Origin of the sequence: Nocardiopsis sp. NPDC050513, from assembly GCF_044457925.1 — a bacterium.
Classification (GTDB): domain Bacteria; phylum Actinomycetota; class Actinomycetes; order Streptosporangiales; family Streptosporangiaceae; genus Nocardiopsis.
The window spans coordinates 81,527-102,568 of the sequence record NZ_JBITHK010000018.1; the positions used below are offsets into that span (position 1 = coordinate 81,527).

Genomic DNA, 21,042 nt, shown 5'->3' on the forward strand with positions numbered 1-21,042 from the left:
GCGAGATCCCCGTCACCGCCCCCGAACCGGGGTGATCTACGATGAACGCGGAAGTGAACGTCCCGCGGGAGCCGGGTGGACCCGGCTGAGAGGGAGGCTGATCCGGCCTCCGACCGCACGAACCTGATCCGGGTCATACCGGCGAAGGGAGTGGAACCCAGCGCCATGCGCACATCGAACGAGCCCCGCTCCGAGGCGAGTCGTCCTACCAATGACGGCGACCGGGTGGTCGTGGTCGGCGGCGGCCTCGTCGGGCGGGTCACCGCCTGGCGCGCCGCCCAGCGCGGACTGTCCGTCACCCTCGTCGAGCCCGACCCCGTCGGCGCCCCCTCGCGCGCCCGGGCCTCCTCGGTGGTCGCCGCGGGCATGCTCACCCCCGCCACCGAGGCGGTGTTCGGCGAGGAGCGGCTGGTCGGACTCGGCGTCCGGTCCACGGGCATGTACCCGGACTTCGTCGCCGAGCTGGAGCGGGCGAGCGGCGTGCGGGTGGGCTACCGCACCACCGGCACGCTCCTCGTCGCCTTCGACCGCGACGACCTGGCCGTCCTCGGCGACCTCCAGGACCTCCAGCGGCGTATCGGCGTCGTCAGCGAGCGCCTGACCAGCCGCGAGTGCCGACGCCTGGAGCCCATGCTCGCCCCGTCCGTGCGCGGCGGCCTGCACGCCCCCGACGACCACTCGGTGGACCCCCGGCTGCTGCTGCGGGCGCTGGCCGCGGCGGGCGCACGGGCGGGCGTGGCCGAGCTCGCCGACCGGGCCGAGGAGGTCACCGACGGCGGACCCGGCGGCGCGCCCCTGGGAGTGCGCCTGGCGGACGGCGACGTCCTGCCCACCGACCAGGTGGTCCTGGCCGCGGGCTGCTGGACCGACCGGATCACCGTCCCCGGGCCGGCGGTGCCGCACCTGCGCCCGGTCAAGGGCCAGCTGCTGCGGATGCGCCCGCCCGCCGGGGAGCCGCCCATCGTCGGGCGCACGGTCCGGGGGCTGGTCCGCGGCTTCCCCGTCTATTTCGTGCCGCGCGAGGACGGGGAGGTCATCGTCGGCGCCACCCAGGAGGAGATGGGCTACGACACCGCGCTGACCGCCGGGGGGCTGTGGCAGGTCCTGCGGGACGCGCGCGAACTCGTCCCGGGCGTGACCGAACTGGAGGTCACCGAGACCTGCGTCGGCCTGCGCCCGGGCTCACCCGACAACGAACCGCTCCTGGGCCCCACCCGGATTCCGGGCGTGCACCTGGCCGGCGGTCACTACCGGCACGGCGTCCTGCTGACCCCGGTCACCGGGGAGGTCATGGCCGAGGCCCTCACCGGCGGCGCCCTGCCCGAGTACGCGCGCGCCTTCGCCGCCGACCGCGAGCTGGGCGGCGGCCACACGAGCACGTGGGAGAAGCAGTGGAACTGATCATCAACGGCGACCGGCGCGAGGTCGCCGAGGACACCACCGTCGCCGCTGTCGTGCGCGACCTGACCGCCCCGGACGGCGGCGAGGCCCCCGGCGGCATCGCCGTGGCCGTCAACGACGAGGTGGTGCGCCGGACCGCCTGGGCGCACACGCCCCTGGGCGCCGGCGACCGCGTGGACGTCCTGACCGCAGTGCAGGGAGGCTGACCATGACCGACAACCTGGACGACCCGTTGGTGATCGACGGCGTCTCCTTCGGCTCCCGGCTCATCACCGGCACCGGCGGCGCCCCGTCGATGGAGGTGTTGGAGGAGGCGCTCGTCACATCCGGGACCGAGCTGACCACCGTGGCGATGCGCCGGGTGACACCCGGCGCCCGGGGGTCCGTGTGGGACGTCCTGACCCGCAACAAGATCCGCCCCCTGCCCAACACCGCGGGCTGCTTCACCGCCGCCGACGCCGTGCGCACCGCCCGCCTCGGCCGGGAGGCCCTGGGCACCGACTGGGTCAAGCTCGAGGTCGTCGCGGACGAGCACACCCTCCTGCCCGACCCGGTGGAGCTGCTCGACGCCGCCGAACGGCTCGTGGACGAGGGCTTCACCGTCCTCCCCTACACGAACGACGACCCGGTCCTGGCGCGCCGCCTGGAGCAGCTGGGGTGCGCGGCGGTGATGCCGCTGGCCGCGCCGATCGGCTCCGGCCTGGGCATCCGCAACCCGCACAACCTGGAGCTGATCGTCGAACAGGCGGGCGTCCCGGTGATCGTCGACGCCGGGATCGGCACCGCCAGCGACGCCGCGCTGGCCATGGAGCTGGGCTGCGACGCGGTCCTGCTCGCCACGGCGGTGACCCGCGCGCAGGACCCGGTACGGATGGCGGCGGCCATGCGCGACGCCGTCCGCGCGGGCCGCGCCGCGCGCCTGGCGGGTCGGATCCCGGTGCGCCGACACGCCCGGGCGTCCTCTCCCACGGTCGATTGACGACGGGCGCCGCCGAGGTCCCCACGGGCGTTTGGCGGCGTCCCTTACCGTGGATGGGGTACGCGGTGCTAACGGAGCGGCACCGCACGACCGAACACGACCCGCGAACGCCGCCCGCGCGGAGAGATCCGGGCGGCACGACCGCGATCCGCGGGGCGGCCCGGGCGCGCGCTTCCGCTATCGTGTCGATTCGACACCCGGTGCCGGGTACGCGCCACCGGCCGCGAACGCCCACGCTCCCCGCAGCAAGGACACTACTCCGCCGTGGACATGACGACTTCCGATCCCCTCGTAGGCGCGACGCTGGACCGACGCTACTTCGTCGAGTCCAGGATCGCCGGTGGCGGGATGGCGACCGTCTACGTCGCCCACGACCTGAGGCTCGACCGGCGACTGGCGCTGAAGGTGATGCACCCGTCGCTCGCGCAGGACCCCACGTTCGTCCAGCGCTTCATCAACGAGGCCCACTCCGTCGCCAAGCTGTCCCATCCCAACGTGGTCCAGGTCTTCGACCAGGGCGAGGACCAGGGACACGTCTTCCTGGCGATGGAGTACGTGCCGGGGTCGACCCTGCGCGACCGGCTCAAGTCGGCCGGGCGGCTGGGCACCCGCGAGGCCCTCCACGTGATGGCCTCGGTGCTCGCCGCGCTGGGCGCCGCCCACCAGGCGGGGATGATCCACCGCGACGTCAAGCCCGAGAACGTGCTCATCACCCACGAGGGCATGGTCAAGGTCGCCGACTTCGGTCTGGCCCGGGCCGTGGAGCAGTCCAACCAGGGGCTCACACGCACCGGCACCCTCATGGGCACGGCGGCCTACCTCGCTCCCGAGCAGATCGAGCAGGGCGTGGCCGACGCCCGCACGGACGTCTACGCCGCGGGCATCATGCTCTACGAGCTGCTCACCGGCAGCCAGCCGCACACCGGCGAGACCCCGATCGCCATCGCGTACCAGCACGTGACCGAGGACGTCCCGCGTCCCTCGCACTACCTGCCGGGGCTGCCCGCCGAGGTCGACGGCCTCGTCACCAAGGCCACCGAACGCGACCCGCGGTACCGGCCGAGCAACGCCGGCCAGTACCTGGCCAGGGTCCTGGAGGTCCTCCACGGACTGCCCGAGGACGCGGCGGACGCCCACGGCCCGCTGGCCCCCGTCGCGCCGACGGGCGCGGTGACGGCCGCCGTGACCGCTCCGCAGCTGATCGCCGGCGGCGCCGGACCGGGCACTGGGAACGCCACGATGGTCGTGGACATGGGCGCCGTCCCCCTGGACGACGACCGGTATGACGACTACCCCGACGACGACTACCGCGACGACGACGCCGACGCCCTGCGGCGGCGGCGCAACCTCCTGCTGGGGATCGCCGGCGCGGTCATGGCGATCGTCGTGTTCGGCGCCGGCTGGTGGCTGCTCCTGGGACGCTTCGAGAGCGTTCCGGACGTGACGGGCGTGAGCGTGTCCGCCGCCCGTGACCAGATCCGCGCCGAGGGCCTCACCCTCGTGGAGGCCGAGGAGAGCGTCTACAGCGACGTCGAGGCCGGGGCGGTCGCGCGCACCGAACCGGAGGCCGGGGAGCGGGTGTCCCCCGGCGACGAGATCACCGCGTTCGTGTCCAGGGGTCCGCAGGTGGTGGAGATGCCCGACCTGGTCGGGGAGGACGGCGCCAACGCGATGGCGGCCCTGGAGGAGCTCGGTTTCCACCCGGACAACCTCCAGGAGGAGATCGTGGACGACGAGGACGTGCCGCCGGGCGAGGTGATCTCCACCGACCCCGCCGCGGGTGAGGACGCCGACCGCGAGGAGACCGTCACCGTCCAGGTCAGCCGCGGCATCCAGGTCCCCGCCGTCGGCGGCCAGGAGGTCGAGCAGGCCCGTCAGGCCCTGGAGGAACTCGGGCTGGCGGTCGAGGTCGTCGAGGAGGAGAGCGAGGACGTCGCCGAGGGCGTGGTGATCGGCCAGGACCCGGACAACGGCAGCACGGTGGGCGCCAACGCCACCGTCACGCTCACCGTCTCCAGCGGTCCGCCCGGCGTCGACATCCCCGACGTCGTCGGCATGCGGGTCGGCGAGGCGCGCGAGGCGCTGGAGGACGCCGGCTTCGAGGTGAACGTCGAACGGTTCTTCGGCGGCAACATCGTGTCGGAGCAGTCCCAGACGGGCCGGGCCCCCGAGGGCACGGAGATCGAGATCATCGCGACCCCGGGCGGCGTCGACCTCGGCGGCGGCTTCGGCGGCGACCAGGACGACGACTGACCGTCGGCCGCGCCCACGGGGCGGGCGGGGCGCGGGGGACGTGCCCCGCCCGCCCCGTCGTGCACGGACCCTCCCGTCCGGATAGGCTCGCCCGCATGGACGGCGAGGCGATCCGGGTTCTGGTGGTGGACGACCACCCGATGTGGCGTGACGCGGTGGCGCGCGACCTCGGGGAGGCGGGCGTCGAGGTGGTGGGGACGGCGGGCGACGGCGCCAAGGCGCTGCGCATCGCCCCCGCCGTGCGGCCCACGCTGGCGGTGGTGGACCTCAACCTGCCCGACATGACCGGTGTGGAGCTCACGTCCGGCCTGGTGGCCCTGGACCAGCCGCCCCGCGTCCTGGTGCTCTCGGCCAGCGGGGCCGGCGACGACGTGCTGGCCGCGGTCAAGGCGGGCGCGACGGGCTATCTGGTCAAGTCGGCCGGGCGCGAGGAGCTGCTGGACGCTGTGCGCCGCGTGAACACCGGCGAGGCCGTGTACACCCCGGGACTGGCGGGCCTGGTCCTGGGCGAGTACCGGCGGCTGTCGGCGGCGGCCGACACGGGCACCGGCGGGGGCGCCCCTGTGCTGACCCCCCGGGAGACGGAGGTCCTGCGCCTGGTGGCCAAGGGGCTGGCGTACAAGCAGATCGCGCGGAGGCTGTCGATCGCGCACCGGACCGTCCAGAACCACGTCCAGAACACCCTCACCAAACTGCACCTGCACAACCGTGTCGAACTGGTGCGATACGCCATCGACCAGGGTCTGGACGATTGAACGGTCGGTGAATTCGCCCCGGAGGTTGGCCTGCGCTCCGCCTTGACACTATGGTCTAGACCATATGGCGGCGGGCGCCGCCCGGAACCCACGAATCGAGGAGAAGTCGCATGCGAGTCGGTGTTCTGACCGGTGGTGGAGACTGCCCCGGTCTCAACGCGGTCATCCGCGCCGTGGTGCGCAAGGGCATCAAGGACCACGGCTACGAGTTCGTCGGCTTCCGCGACGGGTGGCGCGGCCCCCTCGAGGGCGACACCATGACGCTGGACGTGGAGGCCGTGCGCGGCATCCTCCCGCGCGGAGGAACCATCCTGGGCTCCTCGCGGACCAACCTCATGAAGATCGAGGGCGGCGTCGAGCGGGTCAAGGACAACATGGCCGGGCTGGGCGTGGACGCCCTCGTCGCCATCGGCGGCGAGGACACCCTGGGCGTGGCCCGCCAGCTGCACGACCGCGGCGTCAAGGTCGTGGGCGTGCCCAAGACCATCGACAACGACCTCAACGCGACCGACTACACGTTCGGTTTCGACACCGCCGTGAACATCGCCATGGAGGCGATCGACCGCCTGCACACCACGGCGGAGTCCCACCACCGGGCGCTCGTGGTGGAGGTCATGGGCCGCCACGCCGGATGGATCGCGCTGCACTCGGGCATGGCCGCGGGAGCCAACGTCATCCTCGTCCCTGAGCGGCCCTTCGACATGGACGAGGTCGTCAAGCACGTCGAGAGCCGGTTCCGCACCCAGTACGCCCCGATCATCGTGGTCGCCGAGGGCGCCCACCCCAAGGAGGGGCAGATGGAGCTGGCCACCGGCGAGAAGGACGCCTTCGGCCACGTGCGCCTGGGCGGCATCGGCCAGCGTCTGGCCGACGAGATCGAGCACCGCACCGGCAAGGAGGCGCGCTCGGTCGTGCTCGGCCACGTGCAGCGCGGCGGTACCCCCACCGCGTTCGACCGGGTCCTGGCCACCCGTCTGGGCCTGCACGCGATCGACGCCGTCGCGGCGGGCGACTTCGGGAAGATGGTCGGCCTCCAGGGCACCAACGTCGTCCGCGTCGACCTGTCCGAGGCCACCGACACGCTCAAGACCGTCCCGGGCGAGCGCTACCAGGAGGCCGAGACCTTCTTCGGCTGACCGCCGCCGGGCGTCCTCCCGCCCGCCGTCGCTCCCGGGGCGCGGCGGGCGGTCGCGTGTGGCCGGTTCCGCCCGCGAAACGGATGGAGCGGTGGGCACGGTGTTCGATACTGGAGGGGGACGGCGGGTGTGCCCGGTCCCGCCGCCGTCGCATCCACGTCGCACCGGGGCGCATCCACCGGAGGTAGCACCATGTCCGCGTCGCTTGAGTCCGCGCCGCTCCCCGCAAACCCGGCCGGAGCCGACGCCGGACTGGGCGAGCTCTGCGTCCTGATGAAGCTCGGGGAGATCGTCCTCAAGGGCTCCAACCGCAAGCTGTTCGAGCGGCGGTTGCACAACAACATCCGCAACTCCGTGCGCGACCTCGGCGAGATCCGCCTGTCCCAGCGCGGTTCGGGCGTGATCATCGTGCGCAAGCCGGGCGCCTCCGACCTCGAGGTCGCCGAGATCGCCGACCGCATGGCCGACGTCATGGGGATCGTGTGGGTGCACCTGGTCCGCCGCGTCGCCAAGGACCTGGACGTGGTCACCGACGTCGCCGTGCGTTCCATGGCCGACCGCACCGGCACGTTCGCCGTGCGGGCGCGCCGTCGCGACAAGCGCTTCGAGATGACCTCCTCCGAGCTGGCGGGCTACCTCGGCTCGAAGATCATCGAGGCGCACGGGTACCCGGTCGACCTCAAGCGCCCCCAGAACACCCTGTACGTGGAGGTGGACAAGGACGAGGCGTTCGTGTTCACCGACGGCATCCCGGGCCAGGGCGGGCTGCCCGCCGGGATGAGCGGGCGCGGCCTGGTGCTGATGTCCGGCGGGATCGACTCCCCCGTCGCCGCCCACCGGATGATCCGGCGCGGGCTCAAGGTCGACTTCCTGCACTTCTCCGGCATGCCGTTCACCGGCCCCGAGTCCATCTACAAGGCCTACAGCCTGGTGCGCCAGCTCGACCGTTTCCAGGTGGGCTCGCGCCTGTTCGTGGTTCCCTTCGGCAAGGCGCAGCAGCAGCTGAAGAGTTCGGGCATCGAGCGGCTCCAGATCGTCGCCCAGCGCCGGCTCATGCTCAAGACGGCCGAGGCGCTCGCCGACGACCTGGGCGCGCAGTGCCTGATCACCGGTGACGCGCTGGGCCAGGTGTCCAGCCAGACGATGGCCAACCTCACCGCGCTCGACGACGCCGTGGACCTTCCGATCCTGCGTCCGCTCATCGGCATGGACAAGACCGAGATCATGGACCAGGCCCGCCGGATCGGCACGCTCGCCATCTCCGAGCTGCCCGACGAGGACTGCTGCACCATGCTGACTCCGCGCCAGGTGGAGACCGCGGCCAAGATCCCGGACCTGCGCCAGATCGAGCGCCGTCTGGACGCCGAGGAGCTGGCCGAGCACCTGGTCGGCACCGCCCAGCTGCACAAGCCGAGCTTCCTGGGCGAGGAGGCCCCCGCGCGCGTGGAGGGCCGCGCGGCCACCGTCCGGGCCTGACGACACGGCGCCGCCCCGTCCGCACCCGGGTGCGGACGGGGCGGCGCCGTGTCCGACCTGCTTGTCCGCGCAGGCTCAGAAGGCGGCGAGCTGGCGGCCCGGGGCCGGGGTCAGCTCACGGCCGGCCAGCGTCGCCAGGGTGGCCGCGAGGTCGCGCAGCTCGGCCAGGTCCTCCTTCAGGAGCGCCTGGGGACCGTCGCACAGCGCGTTCTCCGGGCTCGGGTGGACGTCCACGATGACGCCGTCGGCACCGATCGCGATGGCCGCGCGGGACAGCGGGAGCACCAGCTCGCGCTTGCCGCCGGAGTGCGACGGGTCCACGATCACCGGCAGGTGGGACAGGTTCTGCGCGACCGGCACCGCGCTGATGTCCAGGGTGTTGCGGGTCGACTTCTCGAAGGTGCGGATACCGCGCTCGCACAGGACGATGTCGAGGTTGCCGCGCTGGGCGATGTACTCGGCGGCCATCAGCCACTCCTCGATGGTGGCGCTCATGCCGCGCTTGAGCAGGACCGGCTTGCCCGCGTCGCCCACCGCCTGGAGCAGGGCGAAGTTCTGCATGTTGCGCGTACCGACCTGGAGCATGTCGGCGTAGGAGGCGACGAGCTCGACGTCGGCCGCGTCGACGACCTCGGTCACGATCGGCAGCCCGGTCTCCTCGCGCACGTCGGCGAGGATCCGCAGGCCCTCCTCGCCCAGGCCCTGGAAGGCGTAGGGCGAGGTGCGCGGCTTGTAGGCGCCGCCCCTCAGCAACGAGGCGCCCGCGGTCAGCGCCATGCGCGCCGCCTCCAGGGTCTGCTCGGGCGTCTCGACGGCGCACGGGCCCGCGATGACCGTCATGTGGTCGCCGCCGATCGGCACGCCGCGCACGCTGACCACGGAGCGGCTGTCGTGGTTCTCGCGGCTGACCAGCTTGTACGGGGCGGAGATGCGTAGTACGTCGCTCACGCCCGGTTTGGCGGCCAGGCCCAGGTCCTGGAAGCGTTCGACGTCCCCGACCAGGCCGATGATCGTTCGGCTCACGCCGCGCGTCACGTAGGCCTCGCCCCCGGAGGAGGCGACGAGGTCGACCAGATCGTCGATGTTCTCTGCGGTGGCGTCCGGCGCCATGACGATGACCATGTGCGTTTCCCTTGCTTGTCGGTGTTGGCGGCTGAGCCTCGCGGGACCGCGTTCACCGGGTGGCCGGGCCGGAACGCGAAGGAGCCCCGGGCCGACCGGCCCGGGGCTCCTTGTGAGGTCTTCTGTCAGCGCAGCGCTCGACAGGCGACCGTCCGAGGATCGGGCCGGTAGCCATAAAAGCGCCAGAAGTTCCGCTGCATGGGTGTGACTATAGCGCACGATCGGCGGCGGGCCGAGCACCCGGGGCGAGTGACGTAGCTCTCGTGTCGCCTGGCAGGATGGCCAGATGCCGACCTTTCCCCACAGGACGGGAGAACCCGCCCGCCAGCGGCGGAGTCGAGACCGGGGCCGACAGGCCGGAGCCAGAGGATCGGAGGACGGAGTGTCCGACGGAACGGGGGACGGTGACCGGGAGGGCACACGGGCGGTGCGGTTGCCGCCGGGCCAGGCCCTGCGGGGTGAGCACAGGGCCCTGCACTACGGGCCCGTGCCGACCTTCCGCGAGCACCGGTGGGACTTTCGGGTGATGGGGGTCACCGAGACGCTCGGCAGCCACCGCTGGACGTGGGAGGAGTTCGGGCGGCTGCCGAGGGAGGACTCGGTGAGCGACTTCCACTGCGTGATGCGGTTCAGCGTCCCGGACGTGCGCTGGCGCGGCGTGCGCGCGGTGGACCTGGTCCGGGTCGCGCCGCCCGGCCCCGAGGTGACCCACGTGATGGCGTGGGGCGAGTACGGGTACAGCGCGAACCTGTCGCTGGAGACCTTCCTGGGCGAGGACGTCGTGCTCGCCACGCACCGGGGCGGAGAGCCGCTGGCCCCGGAGCACGGGTTCCCGCTGCGCCTGGTGGTGCCGAGGCTGTACGGCTGGAAGAGCGTGAAGTGGCTGCGCGCCGTGGAGTACATGACCGCGGACCGGCGGGGCTTCTGGGAGGAGCGCGGCTACCACAACCGCGCCGACCCCTGGCGGGAACAGCGCTTCTCGTACCAGGAGGAGCCCGGGCACGGCCCGCCCCTGTGACCGCGGCCCGCGGTCAGGCGCCGCCCGGGGCGCGCTCGCGGGGGAGCCGGAGTTCGACCTCCGTGCCCTCCTCGGGCCCGCTCACGACCTCCGCGGTGCCGCCCAGGTCGCGCAGCCGCCCCACGACCGACTGCGCCACGCCGAGGCGCCCGCCCCGGCGCGCCTCCTCGAGTCTCCCCGGCGGGAAGCCGGGTCCCTCGTCCCGGACGGAGACGGTCACGGCGTGGTCCTCGTCCTCGACCAGGACCCAGGCCGGTGTGCCCGGGGGGCAATGCCGCGCCACGTTGTCCAGGGCGGCCGCGACGGCCGCGGCGAGTTCGCGCGCCACGTGGGCGGGGAGCGCGACCGCGGTGGCGGGCGCCGCGACGGTCACGTGCACCGACTCGTGCCGCCGGATCAGGTCGCGCAGGTCGACCGTGCCGGAGCCGCCCGTGTCCGCGGCGCCGGGCGTGTCGGACGCCGCCGGTGCGGGGTCGGCCGGAGCGCCGCGGGCGTCCTCGCCGTCCACGAGACCGTCGGTGAACAAGGAACGCAGTCGCACCTCCTGCTCCCCCGCCATGCGGCCGAGTTCGGCGGCCTCTCCGCCGACCTCCGCGCCGCGCCTGCTGACCAGGGCCAGCACCTGGAGCACCGAGTCGTGGACGGAGCGCGCCAGCTGCTCGCGTTCGCGGATGCGCGCCTCCAGGGCGACCGCCCGCGCGAACCGCTCCTCCGCGCGTCCGGCCACGTTCGCCATGTACCCGACGGCCAGGCCGGTGAGCAGGAGGAGGACCACGCCGCGCGCGGTCGCGTCGGTCACGGCGGCGTCCATGACCACGCGCAGGGCGATGTCGGCGAAGCCGTACAGGAGGGCGACGGCGGCCGACCCGCGTCGGCCCCAGATGACGCTGGCCGCGAGCGCGGACCCGGCGAACCAGTAGCCGCTCAGCGGCGGGGCCTGGGTGAGGTAGTAGGCGGTGGCGGCGGGAGCCGTGGCGAACAGGCAGGCGAAGGACACGGCGAGGTCGGCGGTGAGCAGGCGCCACGTCCTCAGCCGCGGCCGGGCGTAGGCGCGCGTGGTGACCACCGTCCACGCCACCATGAGCGCGAGCACGGACCAGGCCAGCCAGGGGCGGCTCAGGGCTTCGTGGTGGTGGACGGCGAGGACCGCCGAGTAGACGAGGGAGGCGGCGCGGAAGACGGCGATCGCGCGCCAGAGGGGGACGTCGAAACCCAGGGCTCAGACCACCGCCCCGTCGTCGGGGCCGTCGCCCCCGGACCTGCTGTCGGTCATGCGCAGGATCAGCACGACGAAGCTGACCAGGAAGGCGGCGATCGCCAGGAACATGATCCAGTTGGGGAGCCTGATCCCGGCGAAGGCGGCGCCGAAGAGGACGACCGGTCCGCCCAGGAGGCCGAACCAGGCGGCGATGCCGAGCCGGTCGCCCTGGAGCAGCGGTGGCGGCGGCGGGGGCTCGTAGTGGCCCTCGCGTTCGGCCTCGGCCCTGCGGCGCGCCTCCTCCTCGGCGGCCTCGCGGGCCAGGGCGTCGTCGTGGTCGAAGGCCGGGCCGCCCGCGAGCAGGTCGCCCAGGGCGGGCTCGTCGCGCTCGTCGGGGACGCTCAGGTTCTCGGCGTCGGGCCAGGCGGCCCGGCGGCGGGTCGCGGCGGCGTCCGTGTCGCCGTCGTAGAACCGGGCGACCAGGTCGTTCCAGACCTCGTCCTCGTCAGGGGGGTCCACCGGGGGCGCGTCGGGGTCGGCGTGGACCGGAGGCCCCTCCAGCAGGTCGCCGCCGCGCGGGTGGTCGTGGTCCTCGGGGGCGGGGGCGGCGCCCGTGCGGCCGCCGAGGTCGGGGAGCTCCACCCCCAGCACGCGCTCGGCCGCCGTGCGCTCCTCGGCGTCGACGTACAGGTGGTCGGTGGGCGGGTCGTCGGTCTCTCCCCCGCCGCCCGGTTCGAGGACGTCCTCGTCCAGGGGGACCGCGTAGGCGGCGATCCCGCTGCGGCGCAGGGCCTCCAGCATGCGGTCGGCGTGGGAGGGCGCGAGGAGGGCCAGGGGAACGTAGGCATCGGCGAGCAGGCCGTTGCCCCGACGTTGTGTCATCGGACCGCTCCTTCCCCGCTTCTCCTCTGCTCTCGCACGAAGGCGAGGCTCCCGTCGAAGATCACGTCGGCGTCGTGGTCGAGCGTCGCCACGTGGTAGCTGTCGTGGAGCAGGTGGATCGTCAACGACGTGTTGACCGCCCTCCTTGCGAGCATACGCAGACTGCGCGGCCCGACGACGTGGTCCTGCGGGCTGCGGTAGGCCAGGATCGGCGCTCGCAAACCGGACATGCCCTGCTGAACCGCGCGCCACAGCTTCGGGAGTGTCGCGGCGGCGGCCGTGGGCGTGCGCGTGTAGCCGCCCTCCCGTTCACCGGGTTTGGCGACGTCGCTCGTCAACCCGGGCGTCGAGGGCATGATCCGTGCGGCCAGGCCGCGGAACGGGGCGACGAGCGGGAGCCGGACGTCCTCCACGACCAGGGACGGGTTGACCACCACCGCGCCGCGCACCAGGTGCGGGTGTTCCTGGGCCAGCCGGAGGGTGAGCGCGCCGCCCATCGACAGGCCCATGACGAAGACCTCCTCGCACCGGGAGGCCAGGTCGAGCAGGGCCCGCTCGGCCGCGGCGTACCAGTCGTCGCTGGTGGTGAGGTTCATGTCCTGCCAGGTGGTGCCGTGCCCCGGCAGGAGGGGCACCTCGACGCTGTACCCGGCGGCGGCCAGGCGTTCGGCCCAGGGGCGCATGGAGTAGGGCGAGCCGGTGAAGCCGTGGCAGAGGAGGACGCCGACCTCGGACCCCCGGTGGCTGTAGGGCTCCGCTCCCGGAAGCAGGGGGGTGGCGGCGGTCGGTCTCATGCGGCGGCTCCAGGGGCTCGTGCGGTACGCGCGCGGGTGACGGCAGGCCCCCGGCTTCAGGCGTGAGGTTAGTCGTTCGACGATCCGTTCGCCATCGAGGGTTCCCCGCGCCGCGCCGTGTCTGCCGGAGTGGCACTCCACGACGCTCGGGTCGGTGGGTATCCTCTTACGGGTCGGGCGTGGCCGTCCGATTGGGGACGCTTTGGCAGTTGCCCACGTGCGATGGGAGGATGGCGCACGTCAGGTAACGGCTCCTCCGCACCCGGCGGGCGGAGGCGTTCGCGACCTTGTTGGCCGAGCGGGACAGTGAACCGAGGCAGACCCTGCCCAGAGCTCCCCGCGTGTGCAGGGGTGATCTCAACGATGTTCTACTGGGTGGTCAAGGCGATTCTGGGGCCGGTCCTGGCCGTTCTGTGGCAGCCGCGCGCCGAGGGCGTGGAGAACGTGCCCCGTCGCGGCGCGGCGATCATGGTGAGCAATCACCTGTCCTTCTCCGACCACTTCTTCGGTCCGCTGCCGCTGCCGCGCAAGATCACCTTCCTGGCCAAGTCCGAGTACTTCACCGGGACGGGCGTCAAGGGTCTGGTCAGCCGCGCGTTCTTCACCGGCGTGGGGCAGATCCCCATCGACCGCTCCGGCGGCAAGGCGAGCGAGGCGGCGCTGCGCACGGGCCTGCGCGTGCTCAAGCGCGGCGACCTGCTGGGCATCTACCCCGAGGGCACGCGCTCCCCCGACGGCCGCCTCTACCGCGGCCGCACGGGCGTGGCGCGCCTGGCGTTGGAGGCCAAGGTCCCGGTGGTGCCGATGGCGATGATCAACCTGGAGAAGATCATGCCGCCCGGCCGGACCATCCCGAAGCTGGGCGTGCGCCCCAAGGTGGTGTTCGGCGAGCCGCTGGACTTCTCCCGCTACCACGGGATGGAGCGCGACCCCCGCGTCCTGCGCGCCGTCACCGACGAGATCATGTACGCGCTGATGTCGCTGTCCGGCCAGGAGTACGTGGACCGGTACGCGCAGTCGGTCAAGGCGGAGCTGGAAGCCGAGGCCAAGGAGGCACGCCGCGAGCAGCACGCCTCCGACAAGGACCGCAGACACGCCGAGCGCACCAAGCGCAAGGAGGAGCGGCGCGCACGCCGCGAGCAGAAGCGGGCCGAGCGGGCCGAGCGCAAGGCCGCCGGGCGAGCCGGCCAGGACCAGGACGCGAAGGACTGAGTCCGCCCCGCACGCGGCACAGGGCGCGGCTCCGGTGGGAACACCGGAGCCGCGCCCTGCCCGTCTCGGGCCTTCGCCCCGTGAGGAGTCAGTGCCGGGCGAGGTCCCCCGCGCCGACGATGCCCGCCTCGCCGCCGAGCTCGGCCAGGCGCACCTCCGCCAGGCGGCGGTAGGGGCGCCCGGAGACGTGGCGGGCGTAGGAGGCCCGGACCGGGTCGAGGAGGATCCTCCCCGCGTCGGACACGCCGCCGCCGATGACGAAGCACTCCGGGTCGAGGACGGCCGCGAGGTCGGCCAGGCCCATCCCCGCCCACTCCCCCACGGACGCGAAGCACTCCAGGGCGGCGGCGTCGCCCTCCAGGGCCGCCTGGGTGACGATCGGGCCCTGGACGCGCTCCACGTCCCCGTCGGCGAGCTTGAGCATCCGCTCCGCCGCCCGGGGGTGGGTGCGGGCCAGGTCCTGCGCCTCGGCGACCAGGGCGCGACCGCTGGCGTACTGCTCCCAGCAGCCGTGGTTGCCGCACGGGCACCGGCGGCCGAAGGGCACCATCCGGTAGTGGCCGACCTCCGAGGCCACGCCGAAGCGCCCCCGGTACAGCCTTCCGTCCAGCACCAGACCGCCGCCGATCCCCGTGCCCAGGGTGACGCAGACGATGTGGTCGCTCCCGCGGCCCGCGCCGAACCGGGCCTCGGCCCACGCGGCGGCGTTGGCGTCGTTCTCCACCACGACGGGCAGGCCGACGCGCTCCTGGACGAGGTCCCGGAGCGGGTGGTCGTGCAGGCCGAGGTTGACGGCGACCTGGACGGTGGCCCGGTCCTCGTCGACGAACCCGGCCATGCCCACGCCGACCGCGACGCAGTCTCCTTCGGTGCGCCGGTCGCGCAGTTCGCGGACGGCCCGGGCGACGACGTCGGCGAGTTCCTCGGAAGCGTTGGCCGGGGTGGGGTACCTGACCTTGTCCAGGATCCTCCCGTCGGGATCGACGACCCCGGCGGCGACCTTGGTACCACCGATGTCTACGCCGATGGTCAGCATGGGGGAGACTCCTCCGTACTTACGCCCGAACTCTGACATAAGTATCAAGGTTCGCGACAGAGAACTTGCAAATGCGGGAAACCATTCGATTAAACCAGGCCCCCACCCTCGCGAACACCCCTTCGGCGAAACCTGCTCGACTACCAGATATACACGGTTCGCGACGCTGGGTGCCCAAACGCACGCTCCGGCGTCGTTCCGCACTCCGACGCCCGCGCGCGTCCCATTCTCAGGCCGCTCCCACCCGGTTCACAGACTTCTCCCAGGTGTGTCCGCGATGATCCGGTGACCGAACACCGAGCCCCGGGAGGAGCCCCATGAACACCGCCTCGAAGCGCGAGGGCGCACTGCGCGCGACGGCCGCGCTCGCACTGTGCGTCGGCCTCGTCGCCACCGGCTGCGCCGCGTCCGACGACGGCGCCGACTCAGGGTCGGCGGTCTCGTCGGGGACGCTCCCGGAGAGCGCCACGGGCGCCGGCGGCGCCAACACCGCCGAGGTCGCGGCCGCCGCGAACGCGTTCCTGGACACGCTCTCCGACGATCAGCGCGACACCGTGCTCCACGACTTCGACGACGAGGCCAAGACCACCGGCTGGTCGAACCTCCCCGCCGCGGCCGCGGAGCGCAACGGCGTCGCCCTCTCGGACCTGGACGAGGAACAGCGGGCCGCCGCGTTGGCGGTCATGGAGGCCGCCCTCAGCGAGCAGGGCTACGAGGAACTCCAGGGCATCCTCGCCGCCGACGACTACCTCGCCTCGGTCCAGGGGTCCGAAGGCGGACAGGCTCAGGGAGCCCCGGCCGACGGTGAGGACGCACCGGCCGGAGCGAGCCCGGACGCCGAGGACGAAGGCGCGCCTCCGGAGGGAGCCGGGGGCGAGGGCGGGCCTGGCGGAGGCGCGCCCGGCGGGGGCCTGGGGTACGGATCCGACCTGTACTACCTGGCGTTCTTCGGCGAGCCCGGCGAGAGCGGCCAGTTCATGGTCCAGTTCGGCGGCCACCACGCGGCCTACAACATCACCTACGCCGGGGATGACGTGAGCCTGTCCCCGACGCTGACCGCGATCGAGCCGATGGAGTTCGAGTACGAGGGCGAGTCCTACGCGCCCCTGGAGGACACCCGGACCGCCACCATGGCGGCCGTCGCGTCCCTCGACGAGGACGAACTGGCCGCGGCCGAGATCAGCGACAGCTACGACGACCTGCTGCTGGGCCCGGGCAACGACGGCCCCTACCCCGAGCAGCCCGAGGGCGTCCTGGTCTCCGACCTGACTCAGGAGCAGCAGGACCTGGTCACCGCGATGCTGCGCACCTGGGTCGCCGACCTGGACGAGGAGGCCGCCGAGTCGCTCATGGCCAAGTACGTGGCCGAGTACGACCAGACCTACCTCGGCTGGAGCGAGGCCACCACCCTGGACGACGAGCGGACCTACGTCCGGCTGGACGGACCGTCCGCATGGGTGGAGTTCTCCAACCAGGGCGGCATCGTGCTCGACGGCGTCCACCAGCACACGATCTTCCGCGACGAGACCGCCGACTACGGCTGGGCCTGACGGGAGCCCGTGACACACCATGGTGCGCCGTGCCCTACTCACCCTGCTCCTCACCGTGCTCGTCCTGGGCGGCGGCCTCGCGGCGCCGGCCAGCGCGCACCCGCAGAGCACCTCGGCCGTTCTCCTCGACGTCGGCGACGACCGCGTCGAGGGTGAGGTGCAGCTGCCCGTCGACCGCCTGGCCGTGGCCGTGGACCGCGACCTGACCGCCGGGAGCGTCCTGGACGCCGACCGGGACTTCCTCGCCGACTACACCGCGGACCACATCGGCGCCACCGGCGCCGACGGCCGGCCCTGGACCGTCGACCTCGGCGAGGGCACGGTCCAGGTGATCGACGGCGTCGACCACCTCGTCTACTCGATCACCCTCACCCCGCCGGACGGACGGGTCACCGACGTCGAACTGCGCTACGACGTCATCGTGGAGTCGCTGGTGACCCACAGGGCCGTCGCCACGGTCCGCCACGACTTCGACCGCGGCATCCTCACCGCCGACGACGCCGAGACCCTCGGGGTGTTCGACTTCTCGACGCCGACCCTGACGGTGCCTGCGGACGACGGCTCGTGGTGGCGGGGGTTCGCCGCCACCGCGCACCTGGGGACGGAGCACGTCGCCGAGGGGGCCGACCATCTGCTGTTCCTGGCCACCCTGCTGCTGCCCGCGCCGCTGGTGGCCGTCGGAGGGCGGTGGCGGGCGGGGCCCTCGGCACGCCGGAGCCTGGTGCGTGTGGTCCACGTGGTCACGGCCTTCGCCGTCGGGCACTCACTGACCCTGGCGCTGGCGGCCGCCGGCGTGGTGGACGCGCCCTCCCGTCCGGTCGAGACACTGATCGCCCTGTCGATCGCGGTGTCGGCCGTCCACGCCCTCCGGCCGCTGGTGGCGCGCGGCGAGGTGCTCATCGCCGCCGGGTTCGGGCTCGTCCACGGGTTGGCGTTCGCCTCGCTCGTCGCCGACCTGGGCCTGGACCGCGGATCCTTGGTGACCACACTGCTGGGCTTCAACCTGGGTATCGAGTTCACCCAGGTGCTCGTGGTCCTGGCCATGATGCCCGCACTGGTGCTGATGGCGCGCACACCCGTCTATCCGGCCTTCCGCGTCGGCGTCGCGGCCGTGGCGCTGGTGTTCTCGGTGTCGTGGACGCTGGAACGCGCCACGCTGACGTCCGTCGATCCGTTCGAGGGCGCCCAGACGTGGCTGGTCGGACATCCTCTGTGGGTGGCCGCCGGGGTGACGGCGCTCGCGGTGGCCGCGTACCTGGCCTCGGCCCGCACGGGTCGGGAGGGCGGCGGACCCGACGCGGTGGAACCGGACACCGAGCCCGCCGCGACGGCGCACCGCGGCTAGGGCGCCTCCGGTGCCCGCGCTCCGCCCCGGTCCGTCCGTCGCCGCCCTCGCCCGCGGGGGCGCCGCCCACGACGGGCGGACCGCCGTCCTCGGCTCCTACGAGCGCCGCGGCCCGGCCTCCGACGCGTCGTTCCGGGTCTGCTCCAGGGAGCGCTCGACCACGTCCCACGTGCGGCCGAGCGCGTCGGCCATCACCAGACCCGCCCGTCCGAGGTGCCCGGCGATCTGCGGCGCGCTCGTGCGCACGATGTCGAGGACCTCGCTCAGCGGCGGGCGCTCCGGCCGCGTCTCCAGACGGATCGCCTCCTCCCACACGTCCCCCTTGGACGGCGGCGACGTGACCGCGCTGACCCCGCGTCTGACCCCGGCGGCCAGCAGCTTGCGCTGGAGGCCGTCGACCAGCCGCAGCGCGTCGTCGACGAGGTCGGGCGACGATCCGCTCCCGCCCGACGTGCCCTCGCCCCGACCGTTGTTCTCCGTCATGCCAGACCTCCTTGGCGCCGAGTCCGTTGGCCTTACGTTAACCGGCCGCGAGAGCGCCCTACAGGGCCCTCGGGGGCGAACCAGGGGGGAACCAGGGAGACCCCGAGGAGGCGGGTGCGACGCGCCCGCGCCGACGCCGACGGAACGCCACGGAAAGCGACATTCAACGCGTTGTTCACGCCACGTGCACAAACCCCACGCAGGCGATAGTGTCGCGTGCGTGCGCGGAGCCGCCGGGACGAGCCGTCCGCCCCCACGCATCCACCCACGTCAGACACCAGGTTCGGTCACCGTTGGATACCGAACCGCAACCTGTCCTACTCACGAGTAGCATGGTGTTGTTACGGTCGTCACGTCCCCACACAAGAGAACCCCGTACACGCCCAGGAGCCACAACGTGCGCGAATACAGCTCTCCCGCGAAAGCTGAGATCTCCGACGACGCGCGGCTGACCGACACGCTCTACGCGCGCGCGGCCAGCGAGCCCAACGCCGTCGCCGCCCGCCGACTGGAGTCCGGACAGTGGCGCGACGTCACCGCCGCCGAACTGCACGGCGACATCACCGCGTACGCCAAGGCGCTGATCAACGCGGGTGTCGAGCACGGTGACCGAGTCGCGCTCATGTCGCGGACCCGTTACGAGTGGACGGTCGTCGACTACGCGATCTGGTCCATCGGCGGCATCACCGTACCGATCTACGAGACCTCCTCCACCGAGCAGATCGAGTGGATCCTCTCCGACTCCGGCGCCAAGGCCGCCTTCGTGGAGACCGACGCCCACGCCGAGCGCATGGAGTCGGTGCGCTCCGCCTCCCCCGACCTCGCCCACGTGTGGAGGTTCGACGGCGACGACCTCGCCACCCTGCGCACCACCGGCTCCGACGTCGACGACGCGACCCTCGACAAGCGCCGCACCGCGGTCAAGGTCGACGACGTCGCCACCCTCATCTACACCTCGGGCACCACTGGCCGCCCCAAGGGCTGCCAGCTGACCCACCGCAACTTCCTGTTCATCGCCCACTCGGCCCTGGAGGGGCCGGCCAAGCCGATCCTCATGGAGACGGCGAACCCCTCCACGCTGCTCTTCCTCCCCCTCGCGCACGTGTTCGCGCGGTTCGTCCAGGTCATGGTCATCGAGGGCAAGGCGGTCCTGGGCCACTTCCCGTCGACGGGCCCCGAACTGATCGACCAGTTCGGCGTCTTCAAGCCCACCTTCATCCTCGCCGTCCCCCGCGTCTTCGAGAAGGTCTTCACCAAGGCCGAGCAGAAGGCCACCGCCGAGGGCAAGGGCAGGATCTTCGGCGCGGCGGCGGGCACCGCGATCGACTACAGCAAGGCCCTGTCCACCGGCCACGTGCCCTTCGGTCTGAAGGTCAGGCACGCCGTGTTCAAGAAGCTCGTGTACGGCAAGCTCATGGACCGGCTCGGCGGCCAGTGCCGGTACGCCGTCTCCGGCGGATCCGCCCTCGGCGACCGCCTCGGGCACTTCTTCCGCGGCGCGGGCCTGACCATCATCGAGGGCTACGGCCTCACCGAGACCACCGCGCCCACCACGGTCAACAGCCCCGGCTTCAACAAGATCGGCACGGTCGGCCAGCCCCTCCCCGGCACCTCCGCGCGGATCGGCGACGACGGCGAGATCCTCGTCAAGGGCGACCACATCATGGTCGGCTACTGGGACAACGAGAAGGCCACCGGCGAGGCGTTCACCGAGGACGGCTTCTACCGCACCGGTGACCTCGGCACCCTCGACGACGACGGCTTCCTCAGCGTCACCGGGCGCAAGAAGGAGATCATCGTGACCGCGGGCGGCAAGAACGTCGCCCCGGCCGTCCTGGAGGACCGCATCCGGGCGCACGCCCTCGTCAGCCAGTGCATGGTCGTCGGCGACAACCGCAAGTTCATCGCCGCCCTGGTCACGATCGACCCCGAGTCGTTCGAGCAGTGGAAGTCCGACAAGGGCAAGACCGGCGAGATCGCCGACCTCACCGAGGACGCCGACCTCAACGCCGCCGTCCAGGAGGCCGTGGACCACGCCAACCAGGCCGTCTCCAAGGCCGAGGCGATCAAGAAGTTCCGGATCCTGCCCAGTGACTTCACCGAGGAGAGCGGGCAGCTGACGGCCTCCATGAAGGTCAAGCGCCACGTGGTGAGCAAGAGCTGGAGCAAGGAGATCGACGAGATCTACAACGTCTGACCCTCCGCCGCCGCGAGAGGGAGCCGGTCGCCCCGTGGGGGCGGCCGGCTCCCTCGTCCGTTGTCGGCGGACGTCTCCCGGTGACGCCCCGGGGCGTCACCGCCCCCGGACAATCGGGTAGGCGGGTCGGGTCGCCCGACCCGCCTCCCACACCACCGGACATGCGGACCACGCATCCGGCGGTTCGTCAGACCGCTTCCCTGAA

The 21,042-nt window shown here is 72.6% G+C and carries 18 protein-coding genes and 1 riboswitch; of the genes, 12 read left to right on the forward strand and 6 right to left on the reverse strand.

Going from position 1 to position 21,042, the window contains the following annotated elements:
* Positions 1-54: 54 nt before the first annotated feature.
* Positions 55-169, forward strand: a riboswitch (TPP riboswitch).
* The 7 genes from thiO to thiI all read left to right on the forward strand — a co-directional run bounded on the left by thiO (position 166) and on the right by thiI (position 8,000).
* Complete coding sequence (thiO, locus tag ACIBFB_RS25080; protein WP_397234203.1) at positions 166-1,401, forward strand: glycine oxidase ThiO; 1,236 nt, start codon at positions 166-168, stop codon at positions 1,399-1,401. (Overlaps the previous riboswitch by 4 nt.)
* Positions 1,392-1,607 (forward strand): sulfur carrier protein ThiS, encoded by a 216-nt coding sequence (gene thiS / locus ACIBFB_RS25085; protein WP_397234205.1) that lies wholly within the window; start codon positions 1,392-1,394, stop codon positions 1,605-1,607. The genes thiO and thiS overlap by 10 nt, the downstream gene beginning before the upstream one ends.
* Positions 1,608-1,609: 2 nt before the next feature.
* Positions 1,610-2,380 (forward strand): thiazole synthase, encoded by a 771-nt coding sequence (locus tag ACIBFB_RS25090; protein ID WP_397234207.1) that lies wholly within the window; start codon positions 1,610-1,612, stop codon positions 2,378-2,380.
* A gap of 264 nt (positions 2,381-2,644) precedes the next feature.
* Positions 2,645-4,633, forward strand: coding sequence for a Stk1 family PASTA domain-containing Ser/Thr kinase (gene pknB / locus ACIBFB_RS25095; RefSeq protein WP_397234209.1), 1,989 nt, complete (start codon positions 2,645-2,647; stop codon positions 4,631-4,633).
* Between the two features lie 95 nt (positions 4,634-4,728).
* A complete protein-coding gene (locus ACIBFB_RS25100) occupies positions 4,729-5,388 on the forward strand; it encodes a response regulator (protein ID WP_397234212.1) in 660 nt (219 codons plus the stop codon).
* Between the two features lie 110 nt (positions 5,389-5,498).
* Positions 5,499-6,524 carry a 6-phosphofructokinase gene (locus tag ACIBFB_RS25105; RefSeq protein ID WP_397234214.1) on the forward strand — a complete coding sequence of 342 codons (1,026 nt, stop codon included), beginning with the start codon at positions 5,499-5,501 and terminating at the stop codon, positions 6,522-6,524.
* Positions 6,525-6,716: 192 nt separating this feature from the next.
* Positions 6,717-8,000, forward strand: coding sequence for a tRNA uracil 4-sulfurtransferase ThiI (gene thiI, locus ACIBFB_RS25110; protein WP_397234216.1), 1,284 nt, complete (start codon positions 6,717-6,719; stop codon positions 7,998-8,000).
* Positions 8,001-8,075: 75 nt separating this feature from the next.
* Here thiI and aroF read toward each other — a convergent pair whose 3' ends face one another.
* On the reverse strand, positions 8,076-9,122 hold the full coding sequence (gene aroF, locus ACIBFB_RS25115) for a 3-deoxy-7-phosphoheptulonate synthase (RefSeq protein WP_397234218.1): 1,047 nt from the start codon (positions 9,120-9,122) through the stop codon (positions 8,076-8,078).
* 382 nt (positions 9,123-9,504) lie between these two features.
* On the opposite strand from aroF, the gene ACIBFB_RS25120 reads away from it, so the two are divergent.
* A complete protein-coding gene (locus ACIBFB_RS25120; RefSeq protein ID WP_397234220.1) occupies positions 9,505-10,140 on the forward strand; it encodes a molybdopterin-dependent oxidoreductase in 636 nt (211 codons plus the stop codon).
* A 13-nt stretch (positions 10,141-10,153) separates the two neighbouring features.
* Here ACIBFB_RS25120 and macS read toward each other — a convergent pair whose 3' ends face one another.
* Genes macS through ACIBFB_RS25135 form a run of 3 tightly spaced genes read right to left on the reverse strand, consistent with a single transcriptional unit; the run spans position 10,154 to position 13,014 of the window.
* Entirely contained in the window at positions 10,154-11,356 is a 1,203-nt protein-coding gene (gene macS, locus ACIBFB_RS25125; protein ID WP_397234245.1) for a MacS family sensor histidine kinase, read from the reverse strand.
* Between the two features lie 3 nt (positions 11,357-11,359).
* The gene (locus tag ACIBFB_RS25130; RefSeq protein ID WP_397234222.1) at positions 11,360-12,220 is read right to left on the reverse strand and encodes a hypothetical protein; all 861 of its coding nucleotides are present in this window, start codon (positions 12,218-12,220) and stop codon (positions 11,360-11,362) included.
* Entirely contained in the window at positions 12,217-13,014 is a 798-nt protein-coding gene (locus ACIBFB_RS25135; protein WP_397234224.1) for an alpha/beta hydrolase, read from the reverse strand. The genes ACIBFB_RS25130 and ACIBFB_RS25135 overlap by 4 nt, the downstream gene beginning before the upstream one ends.
* Positions 13,015-13,377: 363 nt before the next feature.
* On the opposite strand from ACIBFB_RS25135, the gene ACIBFB_RS25140 reads away from it, so the two are divergent.
* Complete coding sequence (locus ACIBFB_RS25140; RefSeq protein WP_397234247.1) at positions 13,378-14,226, forward strand: lysophospholipid acyltransferase family protein; 849 nt, start codon at positions 13,378-13,380, stop codon at positions 14,224-14,226.
* Positions 14,227-14,314: 88 nt separating this feature from the next.
* Here the strand turns inward: ACIBFB_RS25140 and ACIBFB_RS25145 are convergent, their stop codons facing one another.
* Positions 14,315-15,262: an ROK family glucokinase gene (locus ACIBFB_RS25145; RefSeq protein ID WP_397234226.1), complete on the reverse strand. Its 948-nt coding sequence runs from the start codon at positions 15,260-15,262 to the stop codon at positions 14,315-14,317.
* A gap of 317 nt (positions 15,263-15,579) precedes the next feature.
* Between ACIBFB_RS25145 and ACIBFB_RS25150 the strand changes: the two genes are divergently transcribed.
* Both ACIBFB_RS25150 and ACIBFB_RS25155 read left to right on the forward strand, forming a co-directional pair.
* Positions 15,580-16,812, forward strand: coding sequence for a DUF3500 domain-containing protein (locus ACIBFB_RS25150; RefSeq protein ID WP_397234228.1), 1,233 nt, complete (start codon positions 15,580-15,582; stop codon positions 16,810-16,812).
* Positions 16,813-16,831: 19 nt separating this feature from the next.
* On the forward strand, positions 16,832-18,157 hold the full coding sequence (locus ACIBFB_RS25155) for a HupE/UreJ family protein (protein WP_397234230.1): 1,326 nt from the start codon (positions 16,832-16,834) through the stop codon (positions 18,155-18,157).
* A 96-nt stretch (positions 18,158-18,253) separates the two neighbouring features.
* On the opposite strand, the gene ACIBFB_RS25160 is transcribed toward ACIBFB_RS25155, so the two are convergent.
* Positions 18,254-18,640, reverse strand: a complete 387-nt coding sequence (locus ACIBFB_RS25160; protein WP_397234232.1) for a hypothetical protein — start codon at positions 18,638-18,640, stop codon at positions 18,254-18,256.
* Positions 18,641-19,037: 397 nt separating this feature from the next.
* On the opposite strand from ACIBFB_RS25160, the gene ACIBFB_RS25165 reads away from it, so the two are divergent.
* On the forward strand, positions 19,038-20,837 hold the full coding sequence (locus ACIBFB_RS25165) for an AMP-dependent synthetase/ligase (RefSeq protein ID WP_397234234.1): 1,800 nt from the start codon (positions 19,038-19,040) through the stop codon (positions 20,835-20,837).
* Positions 20,838-21,042: the final 205 nt, after the last annotated feature.

Bases quoted from the DNA above. Each gene is read 5' to 3' on its own strand.
- thiO (WP_397234203.1), top strand. From the start codon at position 166: ATGCGCACATCGAACGAGCCCCGCTCCGAGGCGAGTCGTCCTACCAAT.
- ACIBFB_RS25090 (WP_397234207.1), top strand. From the start codon at position 1,610: ATGACCGACAACCTGGACGACCCGTTGGTGATCGACGGCGTCTCCTTC.
- ACIBFB_RS25100 (WP_397234212.1), top strand. From the start codon at position 4,729: ATGGACGGCGAGGCGATCCGGGTTCTGGTGGTGGACGACCACCCGATG.
- ACIBFB_RS25105 (WP_397234214.1), top strand. From the start codon at position 5,499: ATGCGAGTCGGTGTTCTGACCGGTGGTGGAGACTGCCCCGGTCTCAAC.
- thiI (WP_397234216.1), top strand. From the start codon at position 6,717: ATGTCCGCGTCGCTTGAGTCCGCGCCGCTCCCCGCAAACCCGGCCGGA.
- aroF (WP_397234218.1), bottom strand. From the start codon at position 9,122: ATGGTCATCGTCATGGCGCCGGACGCCACCGCAGAGAACATCGACGAT.
- ACIBFB_RS25130 (WP_397234222.1), bottom strand. From the start codon at position 12,220: ATGACACAACGTCGGGGCAACGGCCTGCTCGCCGATGCCTACGTTCCC.
- ACIBFB_RS25135 (WP_397234224.1), bottom strand. From the start codon at position 13,014: ATGAGACCGACCGCCGCCACCCCCCTGCTTCCGGGAGCGGAGCCCTAC.
- ACIBFB_RS25140 (WP_397234247.1), top strand. From the start codon at position 13,378: ATGTTCTACTGGGTGGTCAAGGCGATTCTGGGGCCGGTCCTGGCCGTT.
- ACIBFB_RS25145 (WP_397234226.1), bottom strand. From the start codon at position 15,262: ATGCTGACCATCGGCGTAGACATCGGTGGTACCAAGGTCGCCGCCGGG.
- ACIBFB_RS25150 (WP_397234228.1), top strand. From the start codon at position 15,580: ATGAACACCGCCTCGAAGCGCGAGGGCGCACTGCGCGCGACGGCCGCG.
- ACIBFB_RS25155 (WP_397234230.1), top strand. From the start codon at position 16,832: ATGGTGCGCCGTGCCCTACTCACCCTGCTCCTCACCGTGCTCGTCCTG.
- ACIBFB_RS25160 (WP_397234232.1), bottom strand. From the start codon at position 18,640: ATGACGGAGAACAACGGTCGGGGCGAGGGCACGTCGGGCGGGAGCGGA.